The sequence below is a fragment of the Ruegeria sp. D3 genome, assembly GCF_056534465.1.
Map to the genome: position 1 here is coordinate 71,108 of NZ_JBQFPK010000002.1, position 24,896 is coordinate 96,003.

The following is a 24,896-nucleotide window of genomic DNA, read 5'->3' on the forward strand; positions in this document are numbered from 1 at the left end:
AAATGGACGCAGGATCTGGCTCTACATCTTTGGCAACCTGATAAAGCGCATCACACCGTTGCACCTGCCTAATTAATCGCAGTGCTTGAACAACATCAGTTTTGTTGTAGCAAAACGGCCTATACTTACGGCGGGAGATCGAAGTTTCAAACCGAACGGCCCGGTCTTTCTCGATCTCACCCGCAACTTGTAGACGGCGCCCTACTGACCATTGCAGGCACTACCATTTTGATCACTTACGTACTGTCGATCCGGCATGGTATCGTGCATATGCGGCGAACGGCAGCATTGCTGAGCCGCGGTACAGCATCCCTGTAGACGGCTGGATGTCGGCTTTGGGCCGCTCGTGTCTGGCTTAGTTCTTGAATGGAATGACGTTTGACTCGCCATTGACAAATGCCACTGCACCTTCTCGGCGAATTGTGGTGACTGCTTCCTCTAGCGCATCCTGGTCGTCGTCAAAGAGATCGTCCCAGACGATGGATGTCCCGTCTTCAGTCACAACCTCCAGCGACCACCCGTCTCCGCCTTCGAGTTTGTAGATGTCCACCTTGAATGGCACCCCATCCTTAACGATGCGCTGCGAAGCGCTAGAAATGACAAGATTAGGTTCGCGTTCCATCTGAATACCTCGTTGGCCTGCCGCAGAAGATAGAAAAACTGATCAAGGAAGCCAATGTCCGTAAAGCGGTTTGCGGACGCAGCATTTTGACCTGACTACGAAAGACAGGAATGGGCCGTGAGTGACGGAAGATTGGCTACCTATGTTTAAGAACGCCGCGCTGCGTCCGAAGTCTGCTAGGAGCCCAAAGCGGTCGAGGTCAGTCGCTAAATCATAGCATCATTTTGCTTGGGAAACTTAGCGCTCAATTCGATATCGGCAGCAGTTTTCCTTTCCACCTAAGATCATCTCGATGCTAGGCTCAGGCAAATTTCGCCTTACTGAGCATTAAGAGCCATGACCAAACTGAACGTTACCCGCCGCACCGCAATGACCATCCTCGGCAGCGCGTCAATGATCGCGATTTCTCATGCCACCTCAACTCATGCGGCCTCGTCATTGCAGGATTTTGGAAGCCAGCTTCAGACGCTGCCCGAAATCACTGTTTACACAGCGCAGCGCGTCATCACCATGGAGGACAACGACCCAGCAATCAACGCGGTCGCCGTGGTCGGAGACCGTATTCTGGCCGCGGGATCGCGCGATGCAATCGTTAATCGGATTGGTTCGCAGCCGTTTCGGCTGGACGAACGGTTTTTTGACAAGGTGATCATTGCCGGTTTGATCGACCAGCATGTGCACCCTTTCCTCGCCGGATTGACCCTGACCTCCGAGATCATATCGATTGAGGATTGGAATATTCCGACTGGCTTTTCGAAGGCCGCCGAGGATGAAGCGGATTATAAGTCTCGCTTGCAAGCCGCTGAAGCGGCAATGGATGATCCCGACGCCTTGTTACTGACATGGGGATACCACCACTTTTTTCATGGCGAGATCAGGCGTGCACAACTCGACGAGATCAGCAGCACACGCCCAATCATCATAGTCCACCGATCTGCACACGAACTTATCTTGAACACGCCCGCATTGGAGTTTCTGGGCATCACCGAAGACTTCGTAAATGGCTTTGCGGGGCTTGCGCTTGAGCAGTCGAGCTTTGAAGACGGGTATTTCTTCGAGGCGGGCATGTTTGCCGTTCTTCCCGCAGTTGCACCGGTGCTTTCAACACCAGAGCGTCTGGGCGCTGGTCTCAGGCTGGCGCGCGAGTATATGCACCGTGCAGGCGTCACGGTTGCTGCGGAACCGGGAGGCGTGCTGTCACGTCCACTTCAAGAAGCAACCAACGCCGTCTTTTCCGGGCCTGACGCACCGCTCAGGACCTATTTCATACCCGACGGGAAATCTCTGGCTGCCTTGCACCTCCAAAACGGAACGATGATCGAGGAGACGGAAAAGCTACTTGATTGGGGTGAAGGCAAAACGGCTTTCATGCCGAAGCAGGTGAAACTCTTCGCCGATGGCGCTGTTTACAGTTTGGCTATGCAGGTCTCGGAGCCCTACGTAGGCGGCGATTTCCACGGCGAGTGGATTATGCAACCAGATGAGTTCAATCCTGTTTTCGATGCCTACTGGGAGGCAGGCTACCAGTTGCATGTTCATCAAACCGGCGACCTTGCCGTGGACTTGATCCTGGACGCTGTTGAGCGAAACATGCGCCGGATGCCGCGAGCCGATCACCGCACGACACTGGTCCACTTCGGTTATGCGAGAGAAGATCAAGCAAAACGCATCGCTGAACTGGGCTGTATCGTCAGCGGCAATCCATACTACGTAACCGCGCTGTCAGATCGATATAGCGAGCTTGGACTTGGCCCGGACCGTGCAGATGACATCGTGCCGCTTGGCCCAATCAAGGCCAATGGAACCCCGATTTCTTTCCACTCAGACGTGCCAATGGCTCCGGGTGAGCCGCTGTTTCTCGTGTGGGCTGGTGTGAACCGGACGACAGTATCTGGCCGCGTTGCAGGTCCGGAACACCGCCTGTCGGTCGAAGACGCGCTGCGGGCTATGACCATCGATGCGGCCCAATCTCTTCGATTGGAAGATGAGATTGGCTCCATTGCTCCCGGCAAGTTCGCGAACTTCACCATCCTTGAAGAAGACCCATTCGAGGTAGAGGCGGAAAAGATCAAAGACATCGGCATCTGGGGGACCGTGCTTGAGGGCGACATTTTCCCTGTATCAGACGACTTCGATCTAGACCGCGCGTCACTATCTCCACCACGGGATACGACAAATCCACCAACAAAGCCGCTGTACGCGCTTGCTGATGTGTCAGGCATCGCGCAGAAGGGCATGCTTGCCGGATGCTCGTGTTGCGCTTCACCCGTATCGCAGTCGTGCACGACATCTGCGGCAGGGCAAATCTCGGCAGTTAGCTGTTGTGGGACCAATGCGTTGGGGTGGGCCGTCGTGTCCGAATGGGCCTCCATAGTTTAGATTGGAGCCAAGCAGAGATTGGATAATCAAGTGTCCGGAATATCCGCGGAGCGGTCACAGGATGCCGCTCGCATCTCGCTGAAGCAGCGAATGTCGGGAATGCGGGCTGCAATTGCGGCATCTTGGTTGGTGAGCGAACGGCGGCTCTGGGCCGTTCACGAGGGTCTGAGATCGTGCTGCGCTTGCGAAGTGCGGTGCTCGACCAACGACCGCAATGCGCAGATAGCGGCCGTATAGGGGCGCAAGGCGAACGGCGGGAAAGTCCGCAATGCAGTCATTGAGCGTAGGTGAGCGAACGTCTGCCTCGAGCCCAAAATACGGAACGCTGCACCGTGTGCCAATGTCGGCATTGCGGTGCCCAAGGCTGACAACCGACGATGAAAAGGAGGAGCATCGAAACTTTGACACAATCTTTTCATGGCCTCTCTGGCGGAATCAGCTTTGGAGATCTCCAAAAGAGATTCTTCCCCCGCAAATTGTCAGCGCAATGCGCGCATGGGCCAACTGGTTTTTATCAATTGAAAACAGATCCTGTTCGAGGATGGCGATGTCGGCCAGGTATCCTGGCTTCAAGCGGCCCTTTCGGTCCTCGTTAAACTCTAGCCAGGCATTGTCATGCGTATAGGCAGACAGCGTAGCCATAAGGCTTTGACGGTTGTCCAGCCAAGGAGGTGGCAGCTCAGTGCAGTTAACGGCCCCGGCAACCGTCATCATTGTGTCGACAGGGACGACTGGCCAATCCGTCGAGAAACAGACTTTGGCGCCGCTCTCACGGATCTTGTTCCATGCAAAAGCAAAAGGGATTTGCTCCGCTGTCAGAATATTTCCGGCGGAATAGGGGGAAAACAATCCTCCTGCGGGTGAGTGCAGGGGTTGAAGAGAGGCAACGACGTCAAGGGCAACCAGCCGGGGCAGGTCCGCGGGGTCTATTACTTCAATATGTTCAATGCGGTGTCGGGAATCTCGGGCGCCGTTGGCGTTGCGCGCTGCCTCGTAACCGTCCAACGTACGCCGAACGGCACCGTCGCCAATGGCATGCGTGCTGAGTTGCAACCCCATTGCATCAGCGCGAATACAGGCTTCGTTGAAGTGTTCCGCACTGAAAACGGCATCACCGAGGCTCTTAGGTTTTCCCGGATAAGGCGCAAGCATCAGCGCCGTGTAGCTGTCCAGCACGCCGTCCATGAACATCTTAACCCGCCCTGACCAAACCATATTGGACGCAAAACGGCGGCGCATTTCATCGGCCTCTTGCAACCGATCCAGAGGGTCGGTGTTCTTCAAATGCATGGGCACCTGAACACGGATCGGAAGGCGCCCCTCGGCCTCAAGTTCGCTGAGCAGTTCAAGTTGATAAAAGTTGCCATCCATGTTGTGCAGCCCCGTAATCCCGTGGGATGCACAGTGATTCAGGCCACGTAGGATGACCTCTTTGTCAAAGGCGCGTTCTTTGGGCGTTGCGGGTGGCTCGGGATCCGCTCCTGTGACGTAGCCCAGCAGATCACGTCCTCCCAGTTGCGACAGGCGCAGAACCGGGCCAAAAGCACCGGTTTCATTCAGCTGACCTTGTGCGGTGCCGTCCCCAGCCATCACGATTTCCGAACCGGGGGGAACAACTGAGCCGTGAAGAATGCCTGCCTTCTCCAAGGCAATTGTGTTCGCCCAGACCGTGTGGTGGTCAGCCGACATCAGCGCAACGGGACGCTCAGACAGAATGCGATCCAAATATTGCCGAGTGGTTTTAACGCCTGGTCCAAGAATTTCGTAATCGGCCGCAACGCCCATCAGCAAAGGTTCTTCTGGGTGCTCAGCCGCAAAAGTTCGCAACGCCTTGGTCAGAGCATCTGCGCCCATCGTTTCGCGCAGGTCCAGCATTCCCAACTCGGCCGCCCCGCCAAAAAGGTGCACGTGGCTGTCAATAAAGCCGGGCATAACTGTGCCACCGGCAGCGTCGATGATTTTGGTTCCGGCCCCAGCCATGGCGCGAATGTCGTCGGTGTCTCCGACAGCCACAATTGTGTCGCCCCGAATGGCCAATGCCGAAGCCTTTGGTGTGGCCTCGTCAAAGGTCAGAAGAGAGCCGTTGAGGATAATCAGATCAGGTGTCGGCGACATGCGGCCTCGTGTGTCTGAGATGGGTTTCGAACTAACCAAGCGCGCGAATGATGGCCTCGCAAGCGAGCACGGCATCGTGGCTAAAGGACTGGATCAGATAGTCGGGCCAGCTGGACAGCTTGACGATAACGACGTCCGCCATCAGATCAATGAAGATCAGTTGACCAAAAACTCCACGCGCCATGAACACGCCCCGACCGGGGTCGTGAACCCACCAGAACCTTCGGTATGCCCCTTGGGGAGACAGCACGTCATAGGGATCACCATGTTTCGAGGGGTCCGCACCCGAACAAATCCCCGAAACCCAGCTTTCCGGCACCACTTGTTGGTCACCAACTTTGCCACCATCGGCCATCATCCGACCGAACCGCGCATAATCGCGCAGCGTTGCGTTGAACCCACCGTCCGCGAGCGCGGTCTTGGCGTCGTCCACTGTGAAAAAGCCGGAATGCACGCAGCCAATTTTTTGCCAGATACGGCTCGACAAGAGCGAAGCAAGGTCTTCTCCGCTGACGCGTTCCAAGGCCCAGGCTACGACATCCGTCTCGATCGAGCGGTAAGAAAACACCTGCCCATGGGGTCTGACTTGAGGCAATGTCAGAATAACGTCCCGAATGGTTGGCTTGATTTCACCCTTGCGAACGGGGCGCCAGCCTGACGCCACATCGACGCGGGTCATGTCGCTGTCCGGAAGGCCGTAATCCTCGGTGAAACGCACCCCTGATTGCATATCAAGCGCCTGATCCACGGTGCATCCGGCATAGCCTGTCGCGGCCAATTCCGGCACGATGTTTTCAAGCGGTTCCGTGAGGTCGAGCTTGCCTTCTCCATGGAGCACACCGGCCAGAGATCCAATCAGGGATTTGGAGACGGATTGGCCCAGATGCGTAGCGTCTGGAGTGAAATCGTTGGCGTAAATCTCGGTAAGTATCTGGTCACCCTTCAGCACCAGGAAACCATCTGTGTAGCTTTCAGAGAGCCAGGCCGCGACGGAAAGGGGGCGGTCGTCAAAAGTTTGAAATTCGATTTCCAACAGGTCGCGGTGGGCCTGTTTCAATTCTCGGGTCTCCGGTCCTGGACGCACATCTACCGTAGGAAACAGGCTTCGCATGTTCTGGAAAGTCCAGCGATTGAACGGAGCAAGGTCCCAGTTCTCGAGCGAAGGACGCTTCTCAGGCGGGGGCGGGAAGCCCTGCATGATGCCGATCTCACGCGCCGTCTTGGGCCTGGTGCCGGATTTGCTGTCGTGCATTTTCCACGCTCCCGCAGGGCGACCAAAAAGGGGTCGCAGTCAGAGTAAGAAACTTCGGAAAGTGACGGCCCGGCCAACGGCGGGCCGTCATTCAGGAGACTTCAAGCCTTATTGCTTCAGGCGGGTCCAAACCTTGTTGTAAAGGTCAACGACATCCTGATCGCAGGGCTTCACAAAGTCCGGAATCGGTGCATCGGCGGGCATGACGATCTCAGGCGCGCTGAGCATCTCGGGGTCCATAAAGGCCTCCGACCCTTTGATACCGTTGGCATAGCGCGCGAAGTTCGAGGTCATCGCGGCGTTCTCCGGGTCCATCATGAAGTTCACAAAGAGCTTTGCGTTTTCCATGTTGGGTGCATCGGCAAGAACGGCAACATTGTCCATCCAGCCAGTGAAACCCTCTTTTGGATAGGCGTATTGCAGCGAGGGGCGATCCGCCCGAGCGCGCATGGCAGCGCCATTCCAGCTTTGCGACAGGTCTACGTCTTTCGATGTCAGCTTCTCGATCACCGCATAATCCATCGTGCGCCAGTCGCCCTTGGCCTTGGCGAGAAGCGCCATCAGCTCTTTCATCTGATCGGGGTTCGAGTTGCAACGCGGGTATCCGAGGTAACGCAGGCCGGCGTTGATCACATCGTTCATGTCATTGAGCATGTTGATGCGACCTTTGAGTTCTTCGGGAGTATCAAAGATCAGACCAAGCGTGTTGATGTCGCCGCTGTAGACTGCGCTGTCGACTGTAAAGCTGGTGGTGCCCCACTGGTAGGGAACTGAATACTTGCGACCCGGATCCCAGTAGACATCGACCCAGTTCGGATCCATGTTCTTGAAGTTCTCCATTTCGGACGCGTTGATCTCGGCCAGCAGGCCTTCGCCAACCATGATCGCAATCATGTAGTCGCCGGGCACAACGACGTCATAGCCGGTGTTGCCTTCCTTGACCTTGGCCAACATGGTTTCATTGCTGTCATAGCCATCCAGCGTGACTTCGACGCCATATTGGGCTTCGAATTTCTCGATCATCTCGGGGTTGGTGTAGTTGCCCCAGTTGTAGATGTTCAGTTTGCCTTCGGCGTGGGCCGAGGCTGCGCTAAGCGCGAGGGCTGAGACAGCGGCGGCTTTGAGTAGTGAGAGTTTCATTTTAGTCCTCCGTTGAGTGGTTAGCGTCCCGCACCGACGCGGGCTTCTTGTTATTTTCGTTTGCGTTGCAGAAAGAAGGTGAACGTGACCATGGCCACGGTCAGCCCGATCAGGATTGTCGAGACGGCGTTGACCTCTGGCGTCACGCCACGACGGATCTGGCCGAGGATGTAGATAGGCAAAGTGGTCTCGCCCGGGCCGGCCACCAGAAGCGTGATGATCACGTCATCCAGCGATACGACAAAGGCCAGCATGGCGCCCGCCATGACTCCGGGCATCAGGAGCGGCAGCGTCACATGGCGGAATGTTTGCCAGGGTGTTGCGTACAAATCCGCAGCGGCGGCTTCATAGGTCACGGACATATCTGACAAACGTGCGCGGATCGGCATGTAAGCAAAGGGCACGCAGAAAACCGTGTGGGCGAGGATCAGCCAGCCGATCCCGGTTACCCCCGTGAGCTGGCGCAGGATCGAAAAGAAGGCCAGCGTGGCAATCGCCGTGACAATCTCGGGGATCATCAGGGGTTGGTTTATGAGCGCGATGGCCGCAGAGCGACCGCGATAGACGCCCCCGCGCGTTGTTGCCAATGCTGCCATTGTGGCAATGATGGTGGAAAACACGGTCGCCGTGAGCGCAACCTGAATAGAGATCATCGCCGAACGCCGGATGTCGTCGTTTTCCAAGGCTGCCGCGTACCAGCGCAAGCTGAACTCGGTCCACCGCACAACAGAGCGGTTGTCGTTGAAAGAGAACACGACCAGTACGGCAATTGGTGCGTAGAGGAACAACAGAACCAGCCAGGACATGCCAGTAAACAGGGGTTGCCTGCGCAACTCGCGAGACCCGGTCGACGGGCGGAAGATCGACAGCAGTTTATCCATTTCCACCCTCCTTCGAAGCACCTGCCCGCAGGCTGACAAGGAGCGCGATCAACACAACTGCCATCAGGATCAGCGCTGCCGCGGCCCCAAAGGGCCAATTGCGCCCCGACCCGAATTGCAAGGCGATCAGGTTGCCGATCATCAGTTTCTTGCCACCGCCCAACAGTTCCGGCGTGATGTAGGCCCCGAGCGCCGGGATCAGCACCAGCACGCAGCCTGCGACGATGCCCGGGCGGGTAATCGGGATGATGATGTGGCGGAAAACCTGCGTACGCGTCGCATAGAGGTCATGTCCGGCCTCAAGCAGCGAAAAATCGAACTTCTCGAGCGAGGCATAGATCGGGAGGATCATGAATGGCAGGTAGCTGTAGACCAGCCCGGCAAGTACCGCGCCGTCGGTGTACAACATCTCAAGCGGTTCGCTGATCAGGCCGATCTTCATCAGCATCAGGTTCACAAAGCCCTCGTCCCGTACGATCAAAAGCATCGAGTAGGTACGGATCAAGAGGTTGGTCCAGAACGGCAGCGTGATGGCGAAGAGCCAGAAATTGCGTTGCTCCGGAGGGCGGGCCGCAATGAAGTAGGCCACGGGAAACCCGAGGATCAGGGTGCCAATCATGGTGGTGATGGCGAGACCAAAGGAGCGCCCGAAGATTTGCAGATAGGCGCTGTTGAAGCTCAGCGTATCATCAAAGATGTCCCTCTCGAAAAGGAACTGCACGTAGGCGTCGTAGGAGAACACCCATTCAACGCCGCCGTATGTTCCGGGCTCAAGAAACGAGTAAACCAGGGCAATCGAGAGCGGGAACAGACCAAAGATGCCAATGATCCCGAGTGCTGGGGTCAGCAGGAAGAGCCGCGTTCTGCGCCTTTGACGCGCGCGTTCTTCTTGGGCCGCGCGCAATCTCGTTTCGGCGTCGGTGCGCGAGATATGTGCAGCGGCACTCATCAGTCTTCCAGTACGTGCAGCATGGAGGTGTCACATTCGAGGCCAACCCGCGATCCGACGGGGCGTGGGGTGGAAACCTGGACATGAACGCTGACGCCATCTTCCAACAGCACGAGCATCTGTGACCCGGCCCCGAAATAGATGCTGTCTACGACCTCACCTCGCAAGAGCGCCGTCTCTGCACTCTCATCAACCACGCGGATGGTTTCAGGGCGTAGAGCCACATGCACGGGGCCGGGTGTGAGCGAGGTGCTGGCTGTATGAACCGTGAGTGGTGAACCCTCGCCAAATTGGATTTTTGCCGCATCCCCGTCAAAGCCAAGCAACGTCGCATGCACGATATTGGTGTCGCCAATAAAGTCCGCGACGAACCTGCTTTGTGGAGCTGTGTAGATCTCTTCCGGTGTGCCAACTTGGCGTATCGCACCTGCCGACATCACTGCGATCTGGTCCGACATTGCCAGCGCTTCACCTTGGTCATGGGTGACAAAGACAAAGGTAATGCCTGTCTCATGCTGCAGCCGCTTCAACTCGCTCTGCATCCCTTTTCGAAGTTTCAGGTCCAGCGCAGAAAGTGGCTCATCAAGAAGAAGAACCTTGGGACGCGGCGCCAGCGCGCGCGCCAAAGCCACGCGTTGCTGCTGCCCGCCTGACAACTGATCTACACGACGCGTTGCAAACTCTCCGAGCTGGACCAGATCCAGCATCTCGTTGATGGTGCTGTCGATTTCGGCCTTGGGCCTCTTCAGCATCTCAAGGCCAAACCCAACGTTGCGGGCCACGCTCATGTGGGGAAACAGCGCATAGTTCTGGAACACTGTATTCACGGGGCGATTGTTTGGAGCCAAATGGCCGATCGACTCGCCATCCAGTGTAATCTCGCCTTCGGTCGGAAGCTCGAACCCGGCGATCAATCGCAAAAGCGTCGTCTTGCCACAACCCGACGGGCCCAAAAGCGTGAAAAAGCTTCCTTCGGGAATGGTCAGCGACACGTCTCCCAGAGCCGTTACGGCCGCTTGGCCTTCGCCAAAGCGTTTTGTCACATTCTTTACGTCGATCATGGTCTGATCCAGACACCTGCACTTGTTGGTATGCAGAATCAGCTTAGAGCCATGAGACCGAACCTGTGAATACCTCCAAAGGGCGGGGTGACTTGTACCCCCAAAGGGGTAGGCCTAGTCGTTGGTCGAATGCAGGAACATCGAAAACAGGGCAGATTGAGAAGAAATCCCCAGCTTTCGGTAGATGTTCTTGCGATGCACTTTGATCGTCGAAGGGGAAACGTCCAGCAAAAGTGCTATCGACCGCGTCGAGTGCCCGCGCAAAAGGGATTGCACCACCTCGATCTCCCGCTGTGTCAAACCCTTGCAAACCTTGTCGATCACCCCATCGAAATCGACCTCGCTATCTTCGAACTGGCCTGATGAGGGGGTGCGATGAAAGTGCTGCTCGCAAAGCGCCGATATTATTGGATGTAGATCCGTTAGCCTTTCGACATTCCGCCGGGAGAACCGGGTTCTTCCCTCCGAGGGACCGAGGGAAAGAAACAAGGTGCCGTTGGCAATTGTCACGAAAACCCCCATCTCATCTCTTAGAAACAGGGTCTTGTAGTAGATGCGAAAGTAGTCGGAGTTGGCAAACCTGTCTGGCGCCACATCTCTCAGCACCATCACCGGTTCGTGGCGTTCACCGATGAAACGAACAACAAATGGGTCCAGCAACCAAGCGCGATCAAGCCATCGGTCCACAACGACCGAGCGGCGTTCTGCACGTACATTGTCATAGACATGTTCGGGCGCTTTTCCTGGGTTCAGAAGGCTGACAAACGCGCCCTTGAACGAAGCTGCTCCGCGCATGAGGTTCAACAACTCTGGCATAAAGTTGGACGTCCCTACGGCCCGAATAGCCCCAGCTACGTCTTCCGAGTACGTTGGTTGTGCGGACTTACCCAAGTATCCCACCTAGCGATAGGGCGTTTCCAAGCCAATGTGGACAGTCGGAATTAACTTGGCAACCTTTTCACACTGAAATCTGCCTCGAAAAGCTTTTCCGCATCGGCTCGCTGGATCAATTCCGCAATCTGCTCCAGCACAAGTCTTCTAAGATCAAAGAGGCCAGGTAACTTTGAGTTGTCACTTGTATCGCTTCAGCACTTGAACCTGATGATTTGCCAATTCTGGGTAACTTCGTGTCTGTGCAAAGGAACTCTGATCCAAGGAATAGCTGAGTGTTTCGACTGGAAGCGGACATTGCATCAATGGCGATGGATGGCAGCTTTGTCCGCACAGCAGACATAGTCGTTTTACGACACAAAGTCTGGTTCCGTTCTTTAGCGGACATCCAGGAAAACTGCTCAAGACAGAGAGTATCTGGTCCCCATCGAGCCACCCCGCTGAAACATGGTCAGCTTTTGTTCTTCAAAACTTTCAATTTCTTATCATCTTTCTGTGACCGGATAGCTTACCCTGAACTGGTCGCGGAGCATGCGAAAGATGAACTTGGCCTTGTGACTTATAGTCAAAGGTTCATTCGAAATTCTAAGACTGTTCCACTTGCTGGAGCAAGTTGATCGCCAGGTGTTCAGCGTAGCTGCGCCAACACATCTTCCGCGGCCCTTTATCCTTCTAGGTGGGCTCCGCTGACCGAGCATTGTTGGTTAGGATGTGTAGCTTCACCGGCGAAGTGCACCCGCTCAGCATGAGACTGGCGTAAGACAGCGCGTTTGTTGTGGCCTCCCGGCTTGGCTCCAGCGTAAGAACCACGCACATAGGGTTCATTTCGCCAAGCGGTAGCGTGGCCTTTGATGAAGGCTTTTCTGACTGTTGTGCCGAAAAAGCCAACCAATGTTTCGAGCGCGTGCTCTATGGCGCTTTCAGGCCCCGCGTCCTGCAAAAGTCTGGAAAAGCTTCCAGAACTTTCAAAGCTGGTAAGGCCGGTGTTTGCGATGTTGCAAAGAAAACCGCCTCCGCGGGCTACCCCGTTGGCGTCGGGTTCTAAGTGGTACGTCAACCAAGTATCGGGTTGCACTGGCAAAGCTCCGGAGCGGAAAAGGAGGCCAGCGTGATTGTAGTCTCCCATAGTGATGAGCTCGAGCGCTGAGCGTCGGTCGGATTCTAGCGGGGGATCAAAGTGGATGATGTCTTCGGCTAGGACGCCGACGGAAACTGTAACAATTACGGTTCGAGCTTTGATCTTGCCAGTGGCCGTAGTTATCTGCACCCCTTCAGTGAGAGATTTTATTTCTGTGACCGGAGTGGCCAATTTAATTGGCAGCCCCTTTGCAGTGCATGCAATTAGGTGTCCGAAGCCTTCGCGACAAAACCAATCGTCTCCGCCCTCCCAGGCACTGATGTCTCGCAGAGATGTATCCGGCAAATCTCTGGCAATCGACAAGGCAAATGTCATCGCTGCCGTGAACGACCAATGCCCTTTGTTCTGCCAAATGTCTGCCAAGGACCGGTCTGTTGGAATTCCGGTACTTGCTTCAATTTCTGCATCGATGCGCGCCGCTTCAGTGATCGCGCTATGAAGCTCGTCGACTTCGTCCCACAGAACAGCGTCATCCTCCAAGCCATATGTCACCGCGTTGTCTGGGGCTGCATAGAGATCAAGGCCGAGTGCGAGACCTGGAGCTTTCAGAGCGTTTGCATGTTCGGTATGCATCCAGTGCGCACCCATGTCGAACGGGACGCCAAAGATTTCCGTGTCCGTGTGTGTGCGCCCCCCGACGCGGTTGGATGCCTCGATGCAGACTACTGAGAGTCCCGCGGATTTGAGAGCGTGAGTAGCTGCAATTCCTGCTGCTCCGGCGCCAACGACAACGACGTCAAAGTCGTGAACTTTCAATGCTTTCGCTCCAGAAATGAGATTGGCATGAGAGATGGTTTTCGGAGTGGGTTTGCGCTTTCCTTACATTTTGAGAATTTACAAGGATTTGAGTTATCCAAGGATTTTGTCGTTTGCGCGGAAGCAGTCATTGATTGGTTCTTGAGTTTAGATTGCAAACGAATTCTGGAATTGAAACGCCCTCGTATCTAGCCAGATCGAGCGGATCTTCCGTGTCAAGCTTGCTGCATCTTCGGTAGATTTCCAGCATCTCGGCAGAAAGCTCGCCGCTCTTAAAAAAATACATCGCGGCAGCATATCTTGTGGCGCCAGAGCCAGGTTTTCCGATGGCTGTTACCAGGAACTGCGTTTGAGCTTCTGCTTCCTCCACTTTGAATATACCTTTAGTCACGATTTCGGCTCAGCGGACATCGCATCATTCAACGCGGCAACTTCATCTTCTCCAGGCGCTGATTCAGAGTTGTAGATTGGCAGAATGTTCCTGAGATGGTCATGATGAGAGCGCACGCCGTACTCGAGATCAGAAAGATAGAAGCCTTCAAACGCCTCCGAAGCCATCGCTTCGTTGGACCATATCGTGAGCTGAATATCTTCTTCCACTGTCTCTCGATCAATCCGGGCGGCAAGGTAGCGTGCCGCTCTTTGTTGGCGGTCTTCGTTCGGGTTTCGGTATGTCGCGCTCCGTAGAATGGATTTATCCGTCGTGATCGGAAACTCTTGATAAAAGAGGGTCGTCTCAGGTGTGACGGCTATGACCGCATTTGGAAAAATGCCGTAGTAAAGCCAAGTTTTGTGCAAGTGTTCTGGCAGGTGAGGCTGTGGTTTAGTGAATTTCTTGTAGTTGCGAACGGCCCACCTCCGGCCCTTTGTCGGAGTGAATTTTCCGTCAGAACGTGAGATACCATCGACATATGGTTCGTCTGAATAGGTCGAGCCATACAGATCCTGAAGGGCAGGGTGCGCGAGCGGGACATGATACCCTTCGTTGTCGACATCTCTGATCGATTTCCAGTTTACAGGAGTCTCCTCGGTCCAGATTCCGTCCGTCGGGACATGTTCGGCCATTTTGTAGGCAGAGACTTCCTGTTCAATCGGGGCTAGCAGTTCGGCTACTGATGGCTGGGGTCCAGGTTTGAATCGGACGAAGACAAAACCCTGCCAGATTTCCATTTCAATCTCTTTCAGGCCAAACTCGTGCTTGTCTAGATCGGGGAACGACTCTGGACGGGCGGCGCCGCGTAGCGTTCCATCAAGATTGTAAACCCAGCCGTGAAATGGGCAGACTAGAGCGTTTGCACATTTTCCTTGCTCTTTCGAGACCAGCCGAGAACCGCGGTGACGACAAACGTTTAGAAACGCGCGGATGTCCGAGTTGCTGTCCTTCAAGATCAGGGCGCGCTCACCGCACATGTCAAAACATAGAAAATTACCGGGTTCCGGAACATCCGAAACATGGCACGCGATTTGCCAATGCGTTTTGAAAAGTTCGCTCTTCTCAAGTTCAAGAAGGGCATTGCTGTGATAGCACCAACCGGGCAACCCGCGACGGTCCCAATTGGTAGGAATTTCTGTGTTTCTTACTTCGTCGCGCATCGGAACAACCCGCATAGTTTTGGTTTGGTCAGTTTGGGTCTCAGATGGGGACAGTATCCAGGAGTGAAAATTTGGCCTTGCTGGATCCGCCACTCTTCGACTGAGTGTAGGTGTCGCTTAAATTGACTTGCTCGTCAACTTTTTCTGACTGAATGATCATTCAGAAATGTGCTGCTAGTCACGCCTGTGAGGTTTCCTTGGTCGATGGTTTTCGATTTACCTGCTCAAATCAGGTGCAAAACCAGTGATACGTAGAGATATGATCAAAATTCATTCAACCAAGCTTGACAGTGCAGATTTCAGCGGACTACCGTTTTGAATGACCAGTCAGATAAAAACATAGCGACTTGGGGGAATGGGGTGCTTGGTGATCGCGCCGGCAACGCAGGCGCGATCATTCGAGAAGACAGACTAGCAAACAAGGCAAGACAAATTCAGCCACCACTCAGGGAGAGGAAGCGAAGTTATGAACTCAATCAGGAAAATCGCCGGAATTACAGTTATAGCAGCAACTACTACTGCAGTTTCGGGATCGGCATACGCGCAAGAGCGTGTGTTGAAGGTTACGAATTGGGGAGAATACATCGCTGAAGACACAATCGAGAACTTCGAAAAAGAATACGGTATTAAGGTGATCTATGATCCGTATGACTCTGCCGAAGCAATTGATGCCAAGCTACTCGCGGGAAACAGCGGATATGATGTGGTTAGTCATGCCGGCAGTGATACGGCTCGTCTGATTAAGGCGGGAATTGTTGCACCGTTGGATATGTCGAAGCTGGACAATATCAAGCACATCGACCCGGCAATCATGGAGCAGTTGTCAAGTGAATGGGATCCAGGCAACCAACACTTCATTCCTTATATGTGGGGAACGCACGGCGTCACATACAACGAAGAATTGGTGAAAGAGACGTATCCAGATGCCCCCATAGGCTCGATGGATATGGTTTTCGATCCTGTTCACATGAAAGAGCTGTCCAAGTGTGGAGTTTCATTCCTGGATTCCCCGGGCGACATCATTCCGATGGCTTTAGCGCATATGGGCCTGGATGCGAACTCCACAAACAAGGAAGACTATGAGAAGGTTGGGGAGATGTTGGCGGAAATCAGGCCATACATCAAAACCTTCGATAACTATGCTTATCAACGGATGCCTCAGAAAGAGTTCTGTGTCTCAACCACATGGGGCCCTGACGGTCTCCTTGCCATGTCTGGCGCAGCGGAAGCCGACACTGGTGTAGTGCTAGACTTCTTCCTGCCCGAAGGTGATCGTACAGCGCAGCTGTGGATTGATGGTTGGCTAATCCCGGAAGACGCCGCGAACAAAGAAGACGCTCATCTTTTCCTGAACTATATGATGCGCCCCGAGGTTGCGGCCAATGATAGTAACTTCACCTGGTATGCGACCGCCAACCTGACGGCCAAGCCCATGGTTGATGAGGCTGTAACCTCCAGCCCAGCCGCGTTCCCAACATCGGATCAGGTTGCCAAGATGTACACGACTGCCGTACTTCCTCCCAAGGTCGAGCGCTTGCAGACACGTACCTGGACTGACTTTAAGGCCGGAAACTAAATCCACTCACACCGGCAAATGAAGTAGCGGACCAGACCGGTTCGCTACTGCATCCCCAGATCCCGACTGGCAGACTAAGAGGCCCAAATTGACTGTTTCCACGGCTGTCAGCCCAGAACCATGGCTCGATCAAAAAGAACAGGAACCTCTGGTCAAAATCAGAGGCGTAACCAAAAAATACGGTGCAGTGACTGCTGTCGATAACGTTGATCTGGATATCTACAAAGGAGAGTTATTCTGCCTTTTAGGCGGATCTGGATGTGGAAAGTCGACACTACTTCGAATGCTTGCTGGGTTTGAGGATTTGAACAGTGGTACAATCACTATCGACGGAGTCGATATGGCCGATGTGCCAGCTTACGAACGTCCGACCAATATGATGTTCCAAAGCTATGCGCTGTTTCCGCATATGACCGTCGAAAAAAACGTGGCTTTCGGGTTGGAGCAAGACCATGTCCCCAAGCTAGACATTGCGGACAGAGTTCACGACATCCTCAAGCTTGTTGAGTTGGAAGATTTCAAAAAGAGAAAACCTAAACAATTGTCCGGTGGGCAACGCCAGCGTGTTGCATTGGCGCGGGCCTTGGTCAAACGTCCCAAGTTGCTGCTCCTGGATGAACCTTTGGCTGCTCTGGACAAAAAACTGCGTAAGCAAACGCAGTTTGAGCTTGCCAACATTCAGGACAAGGTCGGCGTCACGTTCATCGTCGTGACTCACGATCAGGAAGAAGCAATGACCCTGTCTTCGCGAATGGCCGTTATGGACGCGGGTCGCTTCAAACAGATTGGAACTCCGACAGAGATCTACGAGTTTCCAGAATCCCGCTTTGTGGCTGACTTTATCGGATCAGCAAATATTTTTGAGGGCAGGGTGACCGAGGATGGGGTCGACCATGTTCGGGTCGAAACCGAGTTCTGCGAAGTTTATATTGATCACGGTCATTCTGTTAAGGCTGGCAGCAAGATTTGGGTTGCGCTGAGGCCCGAGAAAATTCGACTTGAGAAATCTGATACAATTGCTGAGGGCGCGAACCAGACAGCGGCCGTTATCGACGATGTTGGGTATTTGGGAGAGACATCGATCTACAAGGTAAGGCTTCCCAATGGCGAAATCTTCGACGTCACTCAGCCCAACCAGTCACGTCCGACGCATGCTGCGCAGCGATTAACCTGGGAAGACAAGGTAAATATCAGCTGGGATCCGTCTAGCGCCATGTTGCTCCACTCATGACGGATTTCACCGAGGATATGTTCGAACCGCCGCAGGTTGAACGACAACCCATGATCCGTTTAGTGATGCGGCGTATCCATAGCAGATGGCGTCAGATCGTCACCGTCATACCGTTCTTCTGGTTGCTTGTATTCTTTCTGGCACCGTTTTTCATTGTCGCCAAGATAAGCTTAGCTGAACTGGCGATTGCGAGCCCGCCATTCACAAGTTTAATTGAGTGGACAGGTGACGGGATCATGACAATCCGCCTGGTCTTCGACAATTTTGTCTACATCTGGGAAGACAGCCTGTACTTTGACACTTACGTAAATTCACTCAAGATTTCAGTAACGTGTACGTTCTTGTGCCTCTTGTTTGGCTACCCTATTGCCTATGCAATTGTACGATCGGGGCCGGTTGCGAAGCCGCTCTTGTTGTTTGCAATCATTCTTCCGTTTTGGACGTCTTTCTTGTTGCGGGTCTATTCGTGGATGGGCCTGCTTGCGGATCAAGGCACGATCAACAACCTTCTGATAGCGCTGGGGGTGATCGATGAGCCGATCCGCATGCTTTACACGGAATTCGCCGTCTATATCGGGATCGTCTACACCTATATGCCGTTCATGATCCTGCCGCTGTACGCGAATATGGAGAAGCTGGACAACAGCCTGAACGAGGCGGCCGCCGACCTTGGTTCCAAACCAACGAACACTTTCTTCAAAATCACATTGCCTCTGACGATGCCTGGAATTGTCGCTGGTTCACTGCTGGTCTTTATCCCTGCGACCGGCGAGTACGTTATCCCCGATCTGTTAGGTGGCGGCAACGTGCAGATGATTGGGCGGGTTCTCTACAATGAGTTCTCTAGAAACAGCGATTGGCCAGTGGCCGCCGCAGTTGCGATTGTTCTGCTGTTCATACTGGTGCTGCCAATCATGGTTTTCCAGCACTACCAAGGCAAAGCAGCGGAGGAGCAATAGATGTACGCCAAACGCTCCCGTTTCTTAACCATCATGCTGACCTTGGGACTGGCATTCTTTTACATCCCAATGATCCTGTTGGTTATTTACTCATTCAACTACTCCAAGCTGGTACCGGTTTGGGGTGGATGGTCGTTGCGCTGGTACAAAGAGCTTTTTCAATCTGCGGAAGTCTGGAGCGCTGTTTCACTCAGTCTTCAGATTGCCGTTGTCAACGCTACTTTTGCCACGGCGCTTGGCACCTTGGCAGGTCTGGCTATGGTGCGCTTTGGACGGTTCAAGGGGCGGACCTTGTTCGGTGGCATGTTGGTCGCGCCCTTGGTGATGCCCGAGGTGATAACCGGATTGTCCTTGCTGGTTTTCTTCATCTCGCTGAACCAGCTGATCGGATGGCCTGCTGAGCGCGGTTTTGCGACGATTACGATCGCGCATATTACCTTTTCCATGGCCTATGTGGCGGTAACAATTCAGGCACGCTTAACCGGTGTGGGGCAAACACTGGAAGAAGCCGCCGCCGATCTTGGCGCAAAACCGTTCAAAGTTCTGACGGCCATAACGATCCCACAGCTGACGCCGGCACTAATTTCGGGATGGTTGCTGGCCTTCACGCTGTCTCTCGATGACTTGGTCATAGCAAGTTTTGTTACCGGCCCAGGCGCAAATACCTTGCCAATTTTGATCTTTTCGCGCATTCGACTGGGCCTCAGGCCGGACATCAACGCGCTAGCAACCATCATGATTCTTGTGATCGCTATCTGTGTCGCTATCGCAGCAATAATTATGTTCCGGCAACAGAGAGCGGATTTGTTGGACAGGCAAATGGCTGAACGAGAGGAGAGTTAAATTGGAGACGCATGAGCTTCAGAAAAAACGACGCACCGAACCTCCCGAAGTTCGTCGCTTACAGTTGATCATGGCCGCCATAGACTCGATCTCGAAACGCGGGTTTTCTGACACGACGCTAAAACACGTGACAGAAACAGCCAATCTGTCCCATGGCGTGGTGAATTATCACTTCGACAGTAAGGAAGCTTTGTATGACGCCGCGCTGGGTTTCCTTGCACAAGAACACTATGAAAATTGGCTCAAATACTATGAGGCTGCGGAACCTACAGCCGCACATCGGCTGGCTGCGATTATTCGAGCGGACTTTGACAAGAGCATTTGTACCCACAAGCGGTTGGCCGTCTGGTTTGCCTTCTGGGGGCAAGCGAAGTATCGGCCTAATTACCTGAAGATTCATAATAAATATGACAACGAAAGATATGATAGAATTTTGCACCTATGTGGTGAATTGATTGCCGACGGTGGCTACGACGATCTTGATCCAGAAAAAACAGCTCGGGCCGTAGAGGCGATGTCAGACGGGGCCTGGCTAAGTTTGATGTTGTATCCAAAAGTGGCTGATCGTCGGGAATTCAGGGATGTTTGCATGCTTTCGCTGTCGCGGTTCTTCCCAAAACACTTTCCAGTCTGAGCGAAAGCATCGAACAATATGGCTTCAGCGCTTTATTTTGTGCATGCCGGGGTCATAGAGCGGCTTTAACGAGGCTGCCGCGTCGTATTTCTCGTCTGCGATTTCGATCTGCCAATGCCCAGTTGCGACTATGTCCGCGGTCAACGGTTCGTCAATCTCGGCGAAACCAATGCCGACGGCAGCGCCGAGCGTGTGCCCATATCCGCCAACTTGAATATATCCGACTTCATTGCCGTTTAGATAAATCATCTCATTGCCGTACATGAGAGGCTCTGGGTCTTTTAGCAGGAACTGCAACATCCGGTTGTTGGGCGTGCCTTTCGCCTTGATCGTGGCGAGTGCTTCCCTGCCGATGAAGCCACCGGGTTTGTCCAATTTGATGGCAAAACCAAGCCCGGCCTCAATTGGGTTGTCCGTGTTGTCCACGTCAATTCCGAAATCACGATAAGCCTTCTCTAGCCGTAGGGAGTTGAGAGTTTGCATTCCAGCATTGCGAACACCCAGATCTCGACCTGCTTCCATAATCAGATCGTAGGTCTGAATGGCCTGAGTGGCCGGTACGTGAAGTTCCCAGCCGAGTTCGCCAACAAACGTCACGCGATAGGCCATAACTACGGCGTACCCGATGTCGATTTCACGCGCCGTCATGAAGGGAAAACCTTCGTCCGACAAATCAGCTCCGGATATTCTGCTCAATAGTTCACGCGACTTTGGGCCGTGAACGTTGATTTGGCAGCGCCCTGCGGTGATGTCTGTTATAACAACGTTCTCGTTGTCCAGGACGTGCCGTCGCATGCGCATCTCGGTATGACCCGCCGAGTTTTCTCCCACGATGACCCAGTATTTCCGATCGGATAGCCGGGTAACCGTAAGGTCTGCCTCAAACCCACCCCGTTCATTTACCCAGGCCGTGTAGACGACGCGACCGGGTTCAACATCAACGTCATTGCAGGAAAGGCGAGAGAGGAGGGCGCAGGCATCCGGTCCTTCGACGCTGAAACACGCCATTGATGTCATGTCCATTACGATGACATCCTCGCGTGCTGCCCGGTGTTCTTCAGCGTGCCATTCAAACCAATTTTGGCGATGCCAACTGTATTTCTCGACTTTGGCCTCCTCGGGCGTCGGAGCAAACCAATCAGGTTGTTCCCAACCATTTCCTTCGCCGAAAAAGGCTCCGGCCGCTTTGAGACGGTCATAGAGCATTGAACGCTTAACGTTCCTGGCCGTTTTGTAGTTCTCATTGTGGTAGTGCTGACCAAAGAGCTTTCCCAGCAACTCAGGTGTTCTGTCGCGTCGAAAGGCCGGTGTCGCCATTTCACGGGAAAAGCGATTGACGTTGATGCCGGTAACATCGATGGGCGGCAAGCCGTCCACCATCCAATGGGCCAAAACCATTCCCGTACCCGCGCCATTCAGGATGCCAAGTGAGTTCATCCCACATGCAACCCAGAGATTGCGCAGTTCAGGCGTCGAGCCAACAAGCGGCGCAAGATCAGGCGTAAAGCTCTCAGGGCCGCAGAATAGTTTTTTGACACCGTAGTTCATGGTGTCAGGCACGCGCGAATAGGCTTTCTCCAGGTCGGGCCCAACACGTTCCCAATCTGGTTCAATCTCTCCGAATTGCCATTCATCCGGGATACCATCGAGCTTCCAAGCCGCAGCGCCGGGCTCAAAAAGCCCTAACATCATCCCGCCGACTTCTTCACGGTAATAAGTGTAGGTGGAAGGGTCTTCGAGAACGGGTAGATCGCGAGGTAGGCCCGGGATACTTTCCGTTATCAGGTAGTAGTGTTCAGCCGCCTGGAGCGGTAGATTTACACCGTGTTTTGCACCAAGTTGGCGAGACCACATGCCTCCGCAGATCACAACGTTTTCGGCTGTTATAGTATGACCGTTCGCAGTGCGGACCCCGGTCGCAGTGCCGTTCCTGGCTAAAATCTCTTCAACCCGCACGCCTTCAAAGAAACGTGCGCCTCTGTTTTTGGCTCCCTTGGTCAGAGACATTGTCACGTCCACCGGGTTGGCCCGACCGTCCTCCGGAATGAGGAACGCTCCAACGACGTCTGAGAGGTCCCCTATAGGGAACATATCCTGCGCTTCTTTTACTGAGACTTCGTGGTTGTTTATCCCAAAACGCCGCATGAAGGCTGCGACGCGACGCATCTCATGCAGGCGTTCTTCATTGGTTGCAATCTGCAGATATCCAACGTCGCGGAAACCTGTGGATATACCGGTTTCCTTCTCTAGTTTCGCATAAAGGTCTCGACCGTGCGTGTAGATAGCGCACTCAGCTTCGGATTTGAGAAGGCCGGCTACTATCAGGCCGGCGGCATGCCAAGTGGTCCCTGATGTCAGTTGTCCCTGTTCCAGAACGACAACATCGGTATGGCCAAGCTTAGTCAAGTGATAGGCCGTGTTCGCGCCGATCGACCCCCCACCAATAATCACGGTTTGGGCATGCGTCGGTAGGGTGTCAGCCATTGCGAGAAAATCCTTTTAGGCGTTCTTTTCTCCGAATACCAGCCAAATCACTTGCTGTCTACTGACTGAATGATCATTCAATTATAGCTGAATCTATGACCTGCGATTTCGCGATAAAGCTTGTCTGAGATGAGATAAAAGGTTTCACTGCAGTGACTGACTGACAATCAGATGCGGGGGAATCCTATGTCAGACGAGATCCTATATGACCAACAGGCAATCAGCTTTCTGGAAGAGCTCTGGGGAGAGGGGTTTCTTTCACCGGGAGGCCCTGAAGAAGTTGCGCGTGTTGTTAAAGGGATTGATCTGAAAGATAAGCATATCCTTGATATCGGATGCGGATCTGGGGCCATTGCAGTGTTGATGGCACGGGAGTTCGGCGCCGCTAGAGTTACGGGGATTGATGTAGAGGCCCCAGTTTGCGCGGCTGCGAGAGAGCGAGCTAAGCAGGCAGGCTTGGAGGAGAAGGTCGAAATCATACGGGTCACTCCAGGTCCAATGCCATTCGAAGATGGTGCTTTTGACGTAGTGTTTTCGAAAGACTCGATAATCCATATCCCCGACAAAGTAACGATGGCTGCGGAAGCTTTTCGTGTGCTCAACCCAGGCGGTCATTTCGCTGCTTCTGACTGGCTGACCAATCATGATGGTGAGATGTCACCAGAAATGGCGCACTACGTAAAGATGGAAGCCTTAGAGTTTCAGATGGCGTCGCCCTCTAAGTACCGCGCTGCGATGGAGCTGGCTGGCTTTGAGGACGTAGAGTTAGTCAACCGCAACCCTTGGTATGCTCAGGTATCAGCTGCTGAGCTTGAGGAATTGACCGGGCCAAACCGAGCCGACTGGGAAGCTCGGCATGGTGCGGAGTTTATCGAACATCAGATCGAGATCTGGGACGCTATGCAGCCAGTGTTGAAAACCGGAGAGCATTGCCCGCATCACATCCGTGGTCGGAAACCTGCCTGATCTGACTGGAACTTTGAATGGGCGCGATGACCGTTATGCGTCGTAGTCCTTGCTGACCTGCGCCATACCAGCTTCCATGATGTCGAACATTTCATCTATCTGCGACGGAGTTATGATCAGAGGGGGCGAGAACACGGCCATGTTTCCAAATGGTCGCAACAGGAGTCCCATCTCCTCGCACGCATCGTCCAGTTTCTGTCCAAACTTCACATGCGCTTCATAACTCTCGACGTTCAATTCAGGGCGACATTCTATGCACCCGAGGAGCCCGTCACCGCGCACATCCCCAACTATCGGAAACTTTTCCTTTATTTGATTTAGGCGGTCCTGGAAATGCGGTGTGACGCGTTGAACGTGTCCTAGGATGTCCTCGCGCTCCATGATTTCAATATTTTTAATGGCAGCCGCGCAGCTCACAGGGTGCCCGGAGTATGTGTAGCCGTTGTAGAAAACATCCTCTCCCGGTGCGTCTGAAATGCGTTTCACTACTGCGTCCGAGATTACGCAGGCACCTAGCGGCAGATAGCCCGAAGTTAAACCTTTTGCGCAGGTGATAATGTCAGGGACGATGCCAAAGACCTCTTCTGAGGCGAACCAATGGCCCAGCCTGCCAAAGCCGGTTACGACTTCATCCGAAATGTACAGAATGTCGTTTGCCCGGCAAATTTCGAGCGTGCGCTTGTGATAACCCGGAGGTGGAACGATCACGCCACCGGAACATAGGATCGGTTCCGCGATAAAGGCGGCAATACGGTTGGCGCCGACGTCAGCAATCAGGTTCTCAAGGTCCGCAACTTTGGCGTCGCACCAGGCATCAACACTCATGCCCTCTGGCCGGTGGTAGGGATTCACGTCGGGCAGAAAACGCACCAGATCCTGAGCTTTCTCAAAGCTCGTTTCGAAACGTTCTTTTCCAGTGACAGTCGCGGCGAGAAAGGTTGAGCCGTGGTAGCCTTTTTCCCGGCCGATCACGATCCTCTTCTCCGGTCGGCCAAGCCGTTTGTTCATGAAAAGTGCGGTCCGCAGTGCGGTGTCAACGGCCGTAGACCCACCGGTCGTGAAGTGCACCGTGTTCAGATCGCCTGGTGTACGTTCGGCGATCATTCGCGCCAAAACTGCCGCGGGTTCGGTCGTAAACGACCACGGCGACGCGTAGGGCATCTTCACAACCTGTTGGGAAATGGTATCAGCCATCTCTTGACGCCCATATCCGATCTGTGTGCACCACATTCCGCCAGGGCCATCGATATATCGCTTCCCGGCAGCATCCCAAAGGTAGATACCATCCGCTGTATTTACCCGCATGTACTCGTCAGACCCAAAGCCGTTGGTTCCGGCCCAAGGATGTAGGTGATGGTCGCGATCCCAAGCGACAAGGTCGCCGTCGGTTGGTGTATTACCCAGGGTGTTCACGTCTGCTTCTCCT

20 protein-coding genes are annotated in these 24,896 nt (G+C 54.0%); 7 read left to right on the top strand and 13 right to left on the bottom strand.

What is annotated here, in order from left to right; all coding sequences use genetic code 11:
* Nucleotides 1-355: 355 nt before the first annotated feature.
* Nucleotides 356-622 (bottom strand): hypothetical protein, encoded by a 267-nt coding sequence (locus tag ACR0DX_RS02815; protein ID WP_480845090.1) that lies wholly within the window; start codon nucleotides 620-622, stop codon nucleotides 356-358.
* 336 nt (nucleotides 623-958) lie between these two features.
* On the opposite strand from ACR0DX_RS02815, the gene ACR0DX_RS02820 reads away from it, so the two are divergent.
* Nucleotides 959-3,001: an amidohydrolase gene (locus ACR0DX_RS02820; RefSeq protein WP_480845092.1), complete on the top strand. Its 2,043-nt coding sequence runs from the start codon at nucleotides 959-961 to the stop codon at nucleotides 2,999-3,001.
* 435 nt (nucleotides 3,002-3,436) lie between these two features.
* On the opposite strand, the gene ACR0DX_RS02825 is transcribed toward ACR0DX_RS02820, so the two are convergent.
* The 10 genes from ACR0DX_RS02825 to ACR0DX_RS02870 form a co-directional block, all read right to left on the bottom strand.
* A complete protein-coding gene (locus ACR0DX_RS02825) occupies nucleotides 3,437-5,116 on the bottom strand; it encodes an amidohydrolase (RefSeq protein ID WP_170352653.1) in 1,680 nt (559 codons plus the stop codon).
* Nucleotides 5,117-5,147: 31 nt separating this feature from the next.
* Nucleotides 5,148-6,368, bottom strand: a complete 1,221-nt coding sequence (locus ACR0DX_RS02830; protein WP_170352654.1) for a serine hydrolase domain-containing protein — start codon at nucleotides 6,366-6,368, stop codon at nucleotides 5,148-5,150.
* A 108-nt stretch (nucleotides 6,369-6,476) separates the two neighbouring features.
* Nucleotides 6,477-7,508 (bottom strand): extracellular solute-binding protein, encoded by a 1,032-nt coding sequence (locus ACR0DX_RS02835; RefSeq protein ID WP_170352655.1) that lies wholly within the window; start codon nucleotides 7,506-7,508, stop codon nucleotides 6,477-6,479.
* A 50-nt stretch (nucleotides 7,509-7,558) separates the two neighbouring features.
* Nucleotides 7,559-8,389, bottom strand: coding sequence for an ABC transporter permease (locus ACR0DX_RS02840; protein ID WP_170352656.1), 831 nt, complete (start codon nucleotides 8,387-8,389; stop codon nucleotides 7,559-7,561).
* Complete coding sequence (locus ACR0DX_RS02845; protein ID WP_170352657.1) at nucleotides 8,382-9,338, bottom strand: ABC transporter permease; 957 nt, start codon at nucleotides 9,336-9,338, stop codon at nucleotides 8,382-8,384. Before ACR0DX_RS02845 ends, ACR0DX_RS02840 begins: the two co-directional genes overlap by 8 nt.
* Nucleotides 9,338-10,399, bottom strand: coding sequence for an ABC transporter ATP-binding protein (locus ACR0DX_RS02850; RefSeq protein WP_170352658.1), 1,062 nt, complete (start codon nucleotides 10,397-10,399; stop codon nucleotides 9,338-9,340). The genes ACR0DX_RS02845 and ACR0DX_RS02850 overlap by 1 nt, the downstream gene beginning before the upstream one ends.
* 114 nt (nucleotides 10,400-10,513) lie before the next feature.
* Nucleotides 10,514-11,290 (bottom strand): helix-turn-helix transcriptional regulator, encoded by a 777-nt coding sequence (locus ACR0DX_RS02855; protein ID WP_480845096.1) that lies wholly within the window; start codon nucleotides 11,288-11,290, stop codon nucleotides 10,514-10,516.
* Nucleotides 11,291-11,954: 664 nt separating this feature from the next.
* Nucleotides 11,955-13,184, bottom strand: coding sequence for a flavin monoamine oxidase family protein (locus tag ACR0DX_RS02860; RefSeq protein ID WP_480845098.1), 1,230 nt, complete (start codon nucleotides 13,182-13,184; stop codon nucleotides 11,955-11,957).
* Nucleotides 13,185-13,311: 127 nt separating this feature from the next.
* On the bottom strand, nucleotides 13,312-13,575 hold the full coding sequence (locus ACR0DX_RS02865) for a hypothetical protein (RefSeq protein ID WP_348540225.1): 264 nt from the start codon (nucleotides 13,573-13,575) through the stop codon (nucleotides 13,312-13,314).
* Nucleotides 13,572-14,777 (bottom strand): aromatic ring-hydroxylating oxygenase subunit alpha, encoded by a 1,206-nt coding sequence (locus ACR0DX_RS02870; RefSeq protein ID WP_170352661.1) that lies wholly within the window; start codon nucleotides 14,775-14,777, stop codon nucleotides 13,572-13,574. The genes ACR0DX_RS02865 and ACR0DX_RS02870 overlap by 4 nt, the downstream gene beginning before the upstream one ends.
* Before the next feature lie 466 nt (nucleotides 14,778-15,243).
* On the opposite strand from ACR0DX_RS02870, the gene ACR0DX_RS02875 reads away from it, so the two are divergent.
* The 5 genes from ACR0DX_RS02875 (at nucleotide 15,244) to ACR0DX_RS02895 (ending at nucleotide 20,020) form a co-directional block, all read left to right on the top strand.
* Complete coding sequence (locus ACR0DX_RS02875) at nucleotides 15,244-16,353, top strand: extracellular solute-binding protein (protein ID WP_170352662.1); 1,110 nt, start codon at nucleotides 15,244-15,246, stop codon at nucleotides 16,351-16,353.
* Nucleotides 16,354-16,441: 88 nt separating this feature from the next.
* Nucleotides 16,442-17,584 (top strand): ABC transporter ATP-binding protein, encoded by a 1,143-nt coding sequence (locus tag ACR0DX_RS02880; RefSeq protein WP_170352663.1) that lies wholly within the window; start codon nucleotides 16,442-16,444, stop codon nucleotides 17,582-17,584.
* 65 nt (nucleotides 17,585-17,649) lie between these two features.
* Nucleotides 17,650-18,543 carry an ABC transporter permease subunit gene (locus ACR0DX_RS02885; RefSeq protein WP_216599185.1) on the top strand — a complete coding sequence of 298 codons (894 nt, stop codon included), beginning with the start codon at nucleotides 17,650-17,652 and terminating at the stop codon, nucleotides 18,541-18,543.
* Complete coding sequence (locus ACR0DX_RS02890; RefSeq protein ID WP_170352665.1) at nucleotides 18,544-19,386, top strand: ABC transporter permease subunit; 843 nt, start codon at nucleotides 18,544-18,546, stop codon at nucleotides 19,384-19,386.
* Nucleotide 19,387: 1 nt separating this feature from the next.
* Nucleotides 19,388-20,020, top strand: coding sequence for a TetR/AcrR family transcriptional regulator (locus tag ACR0DX_RS02895; RefSeq protein ID WP_170352666.1), 633 nt, complete (start codon nucleotides 19,388-19,390; stop codon nucleotides 20,018-20,020).
* A 24-nt stretch (nucleotides 20,021-20,044) separates the two neighbouring features.
* Here ACR0DX_RS02895 and ACR0DX_RS02900 read toward each other — a convergent pair whose 3' ends face one another.
* Nucleotides 20,045-22,504, bottom strand: a complete 2,460-nt coding sequence (locus ACR0DX_RS02900; RefSeq protein WP_170352667.1) for a GcvT family protein — start codon at nucleotides 22,502-22,504, stop codon at nucleotides 20,045-20,047.
* Nucleotides 22,505-22,690: 186 nt separating this feature from the next.
* Between ACR0DX_RS02900 and ACR0DX_RS02905 the strand changes: the two genes are divergently transcribed.
* Nucleotides 22,691-23,470 (top strand): class I SAM-dependent methyltransferase, encoded by a 780-nt coding sequence (locus ACR0DX_RS02905; protein WP_170352668.1) that lies wholly within the window; start codon nucleotides 22,691-22,693, stop codon nucleotides 23,468-23,470.
* A gap of 33 nt (nucleotides 23,471-23,503) precedes the next feature.
* On the opposite strand, the gene ACR0DX_RS02910 is transcribed toward ACR0DX_RS02905, so the two are convergent.
* Complete coding sequence (locus tag ACR0DX_RS02910) at nucleotides 23,504-24,883, bottom strand: aminotransferase (RefSeq protein ID WP_170352669.1); 1,380 nt, start codon at nucleotides 24,881-24,883, stop codon at nucleotides 23,504-23,506.
* Nucleotides 24,884-24,896 lie beyond the last annotated feature (13 nt).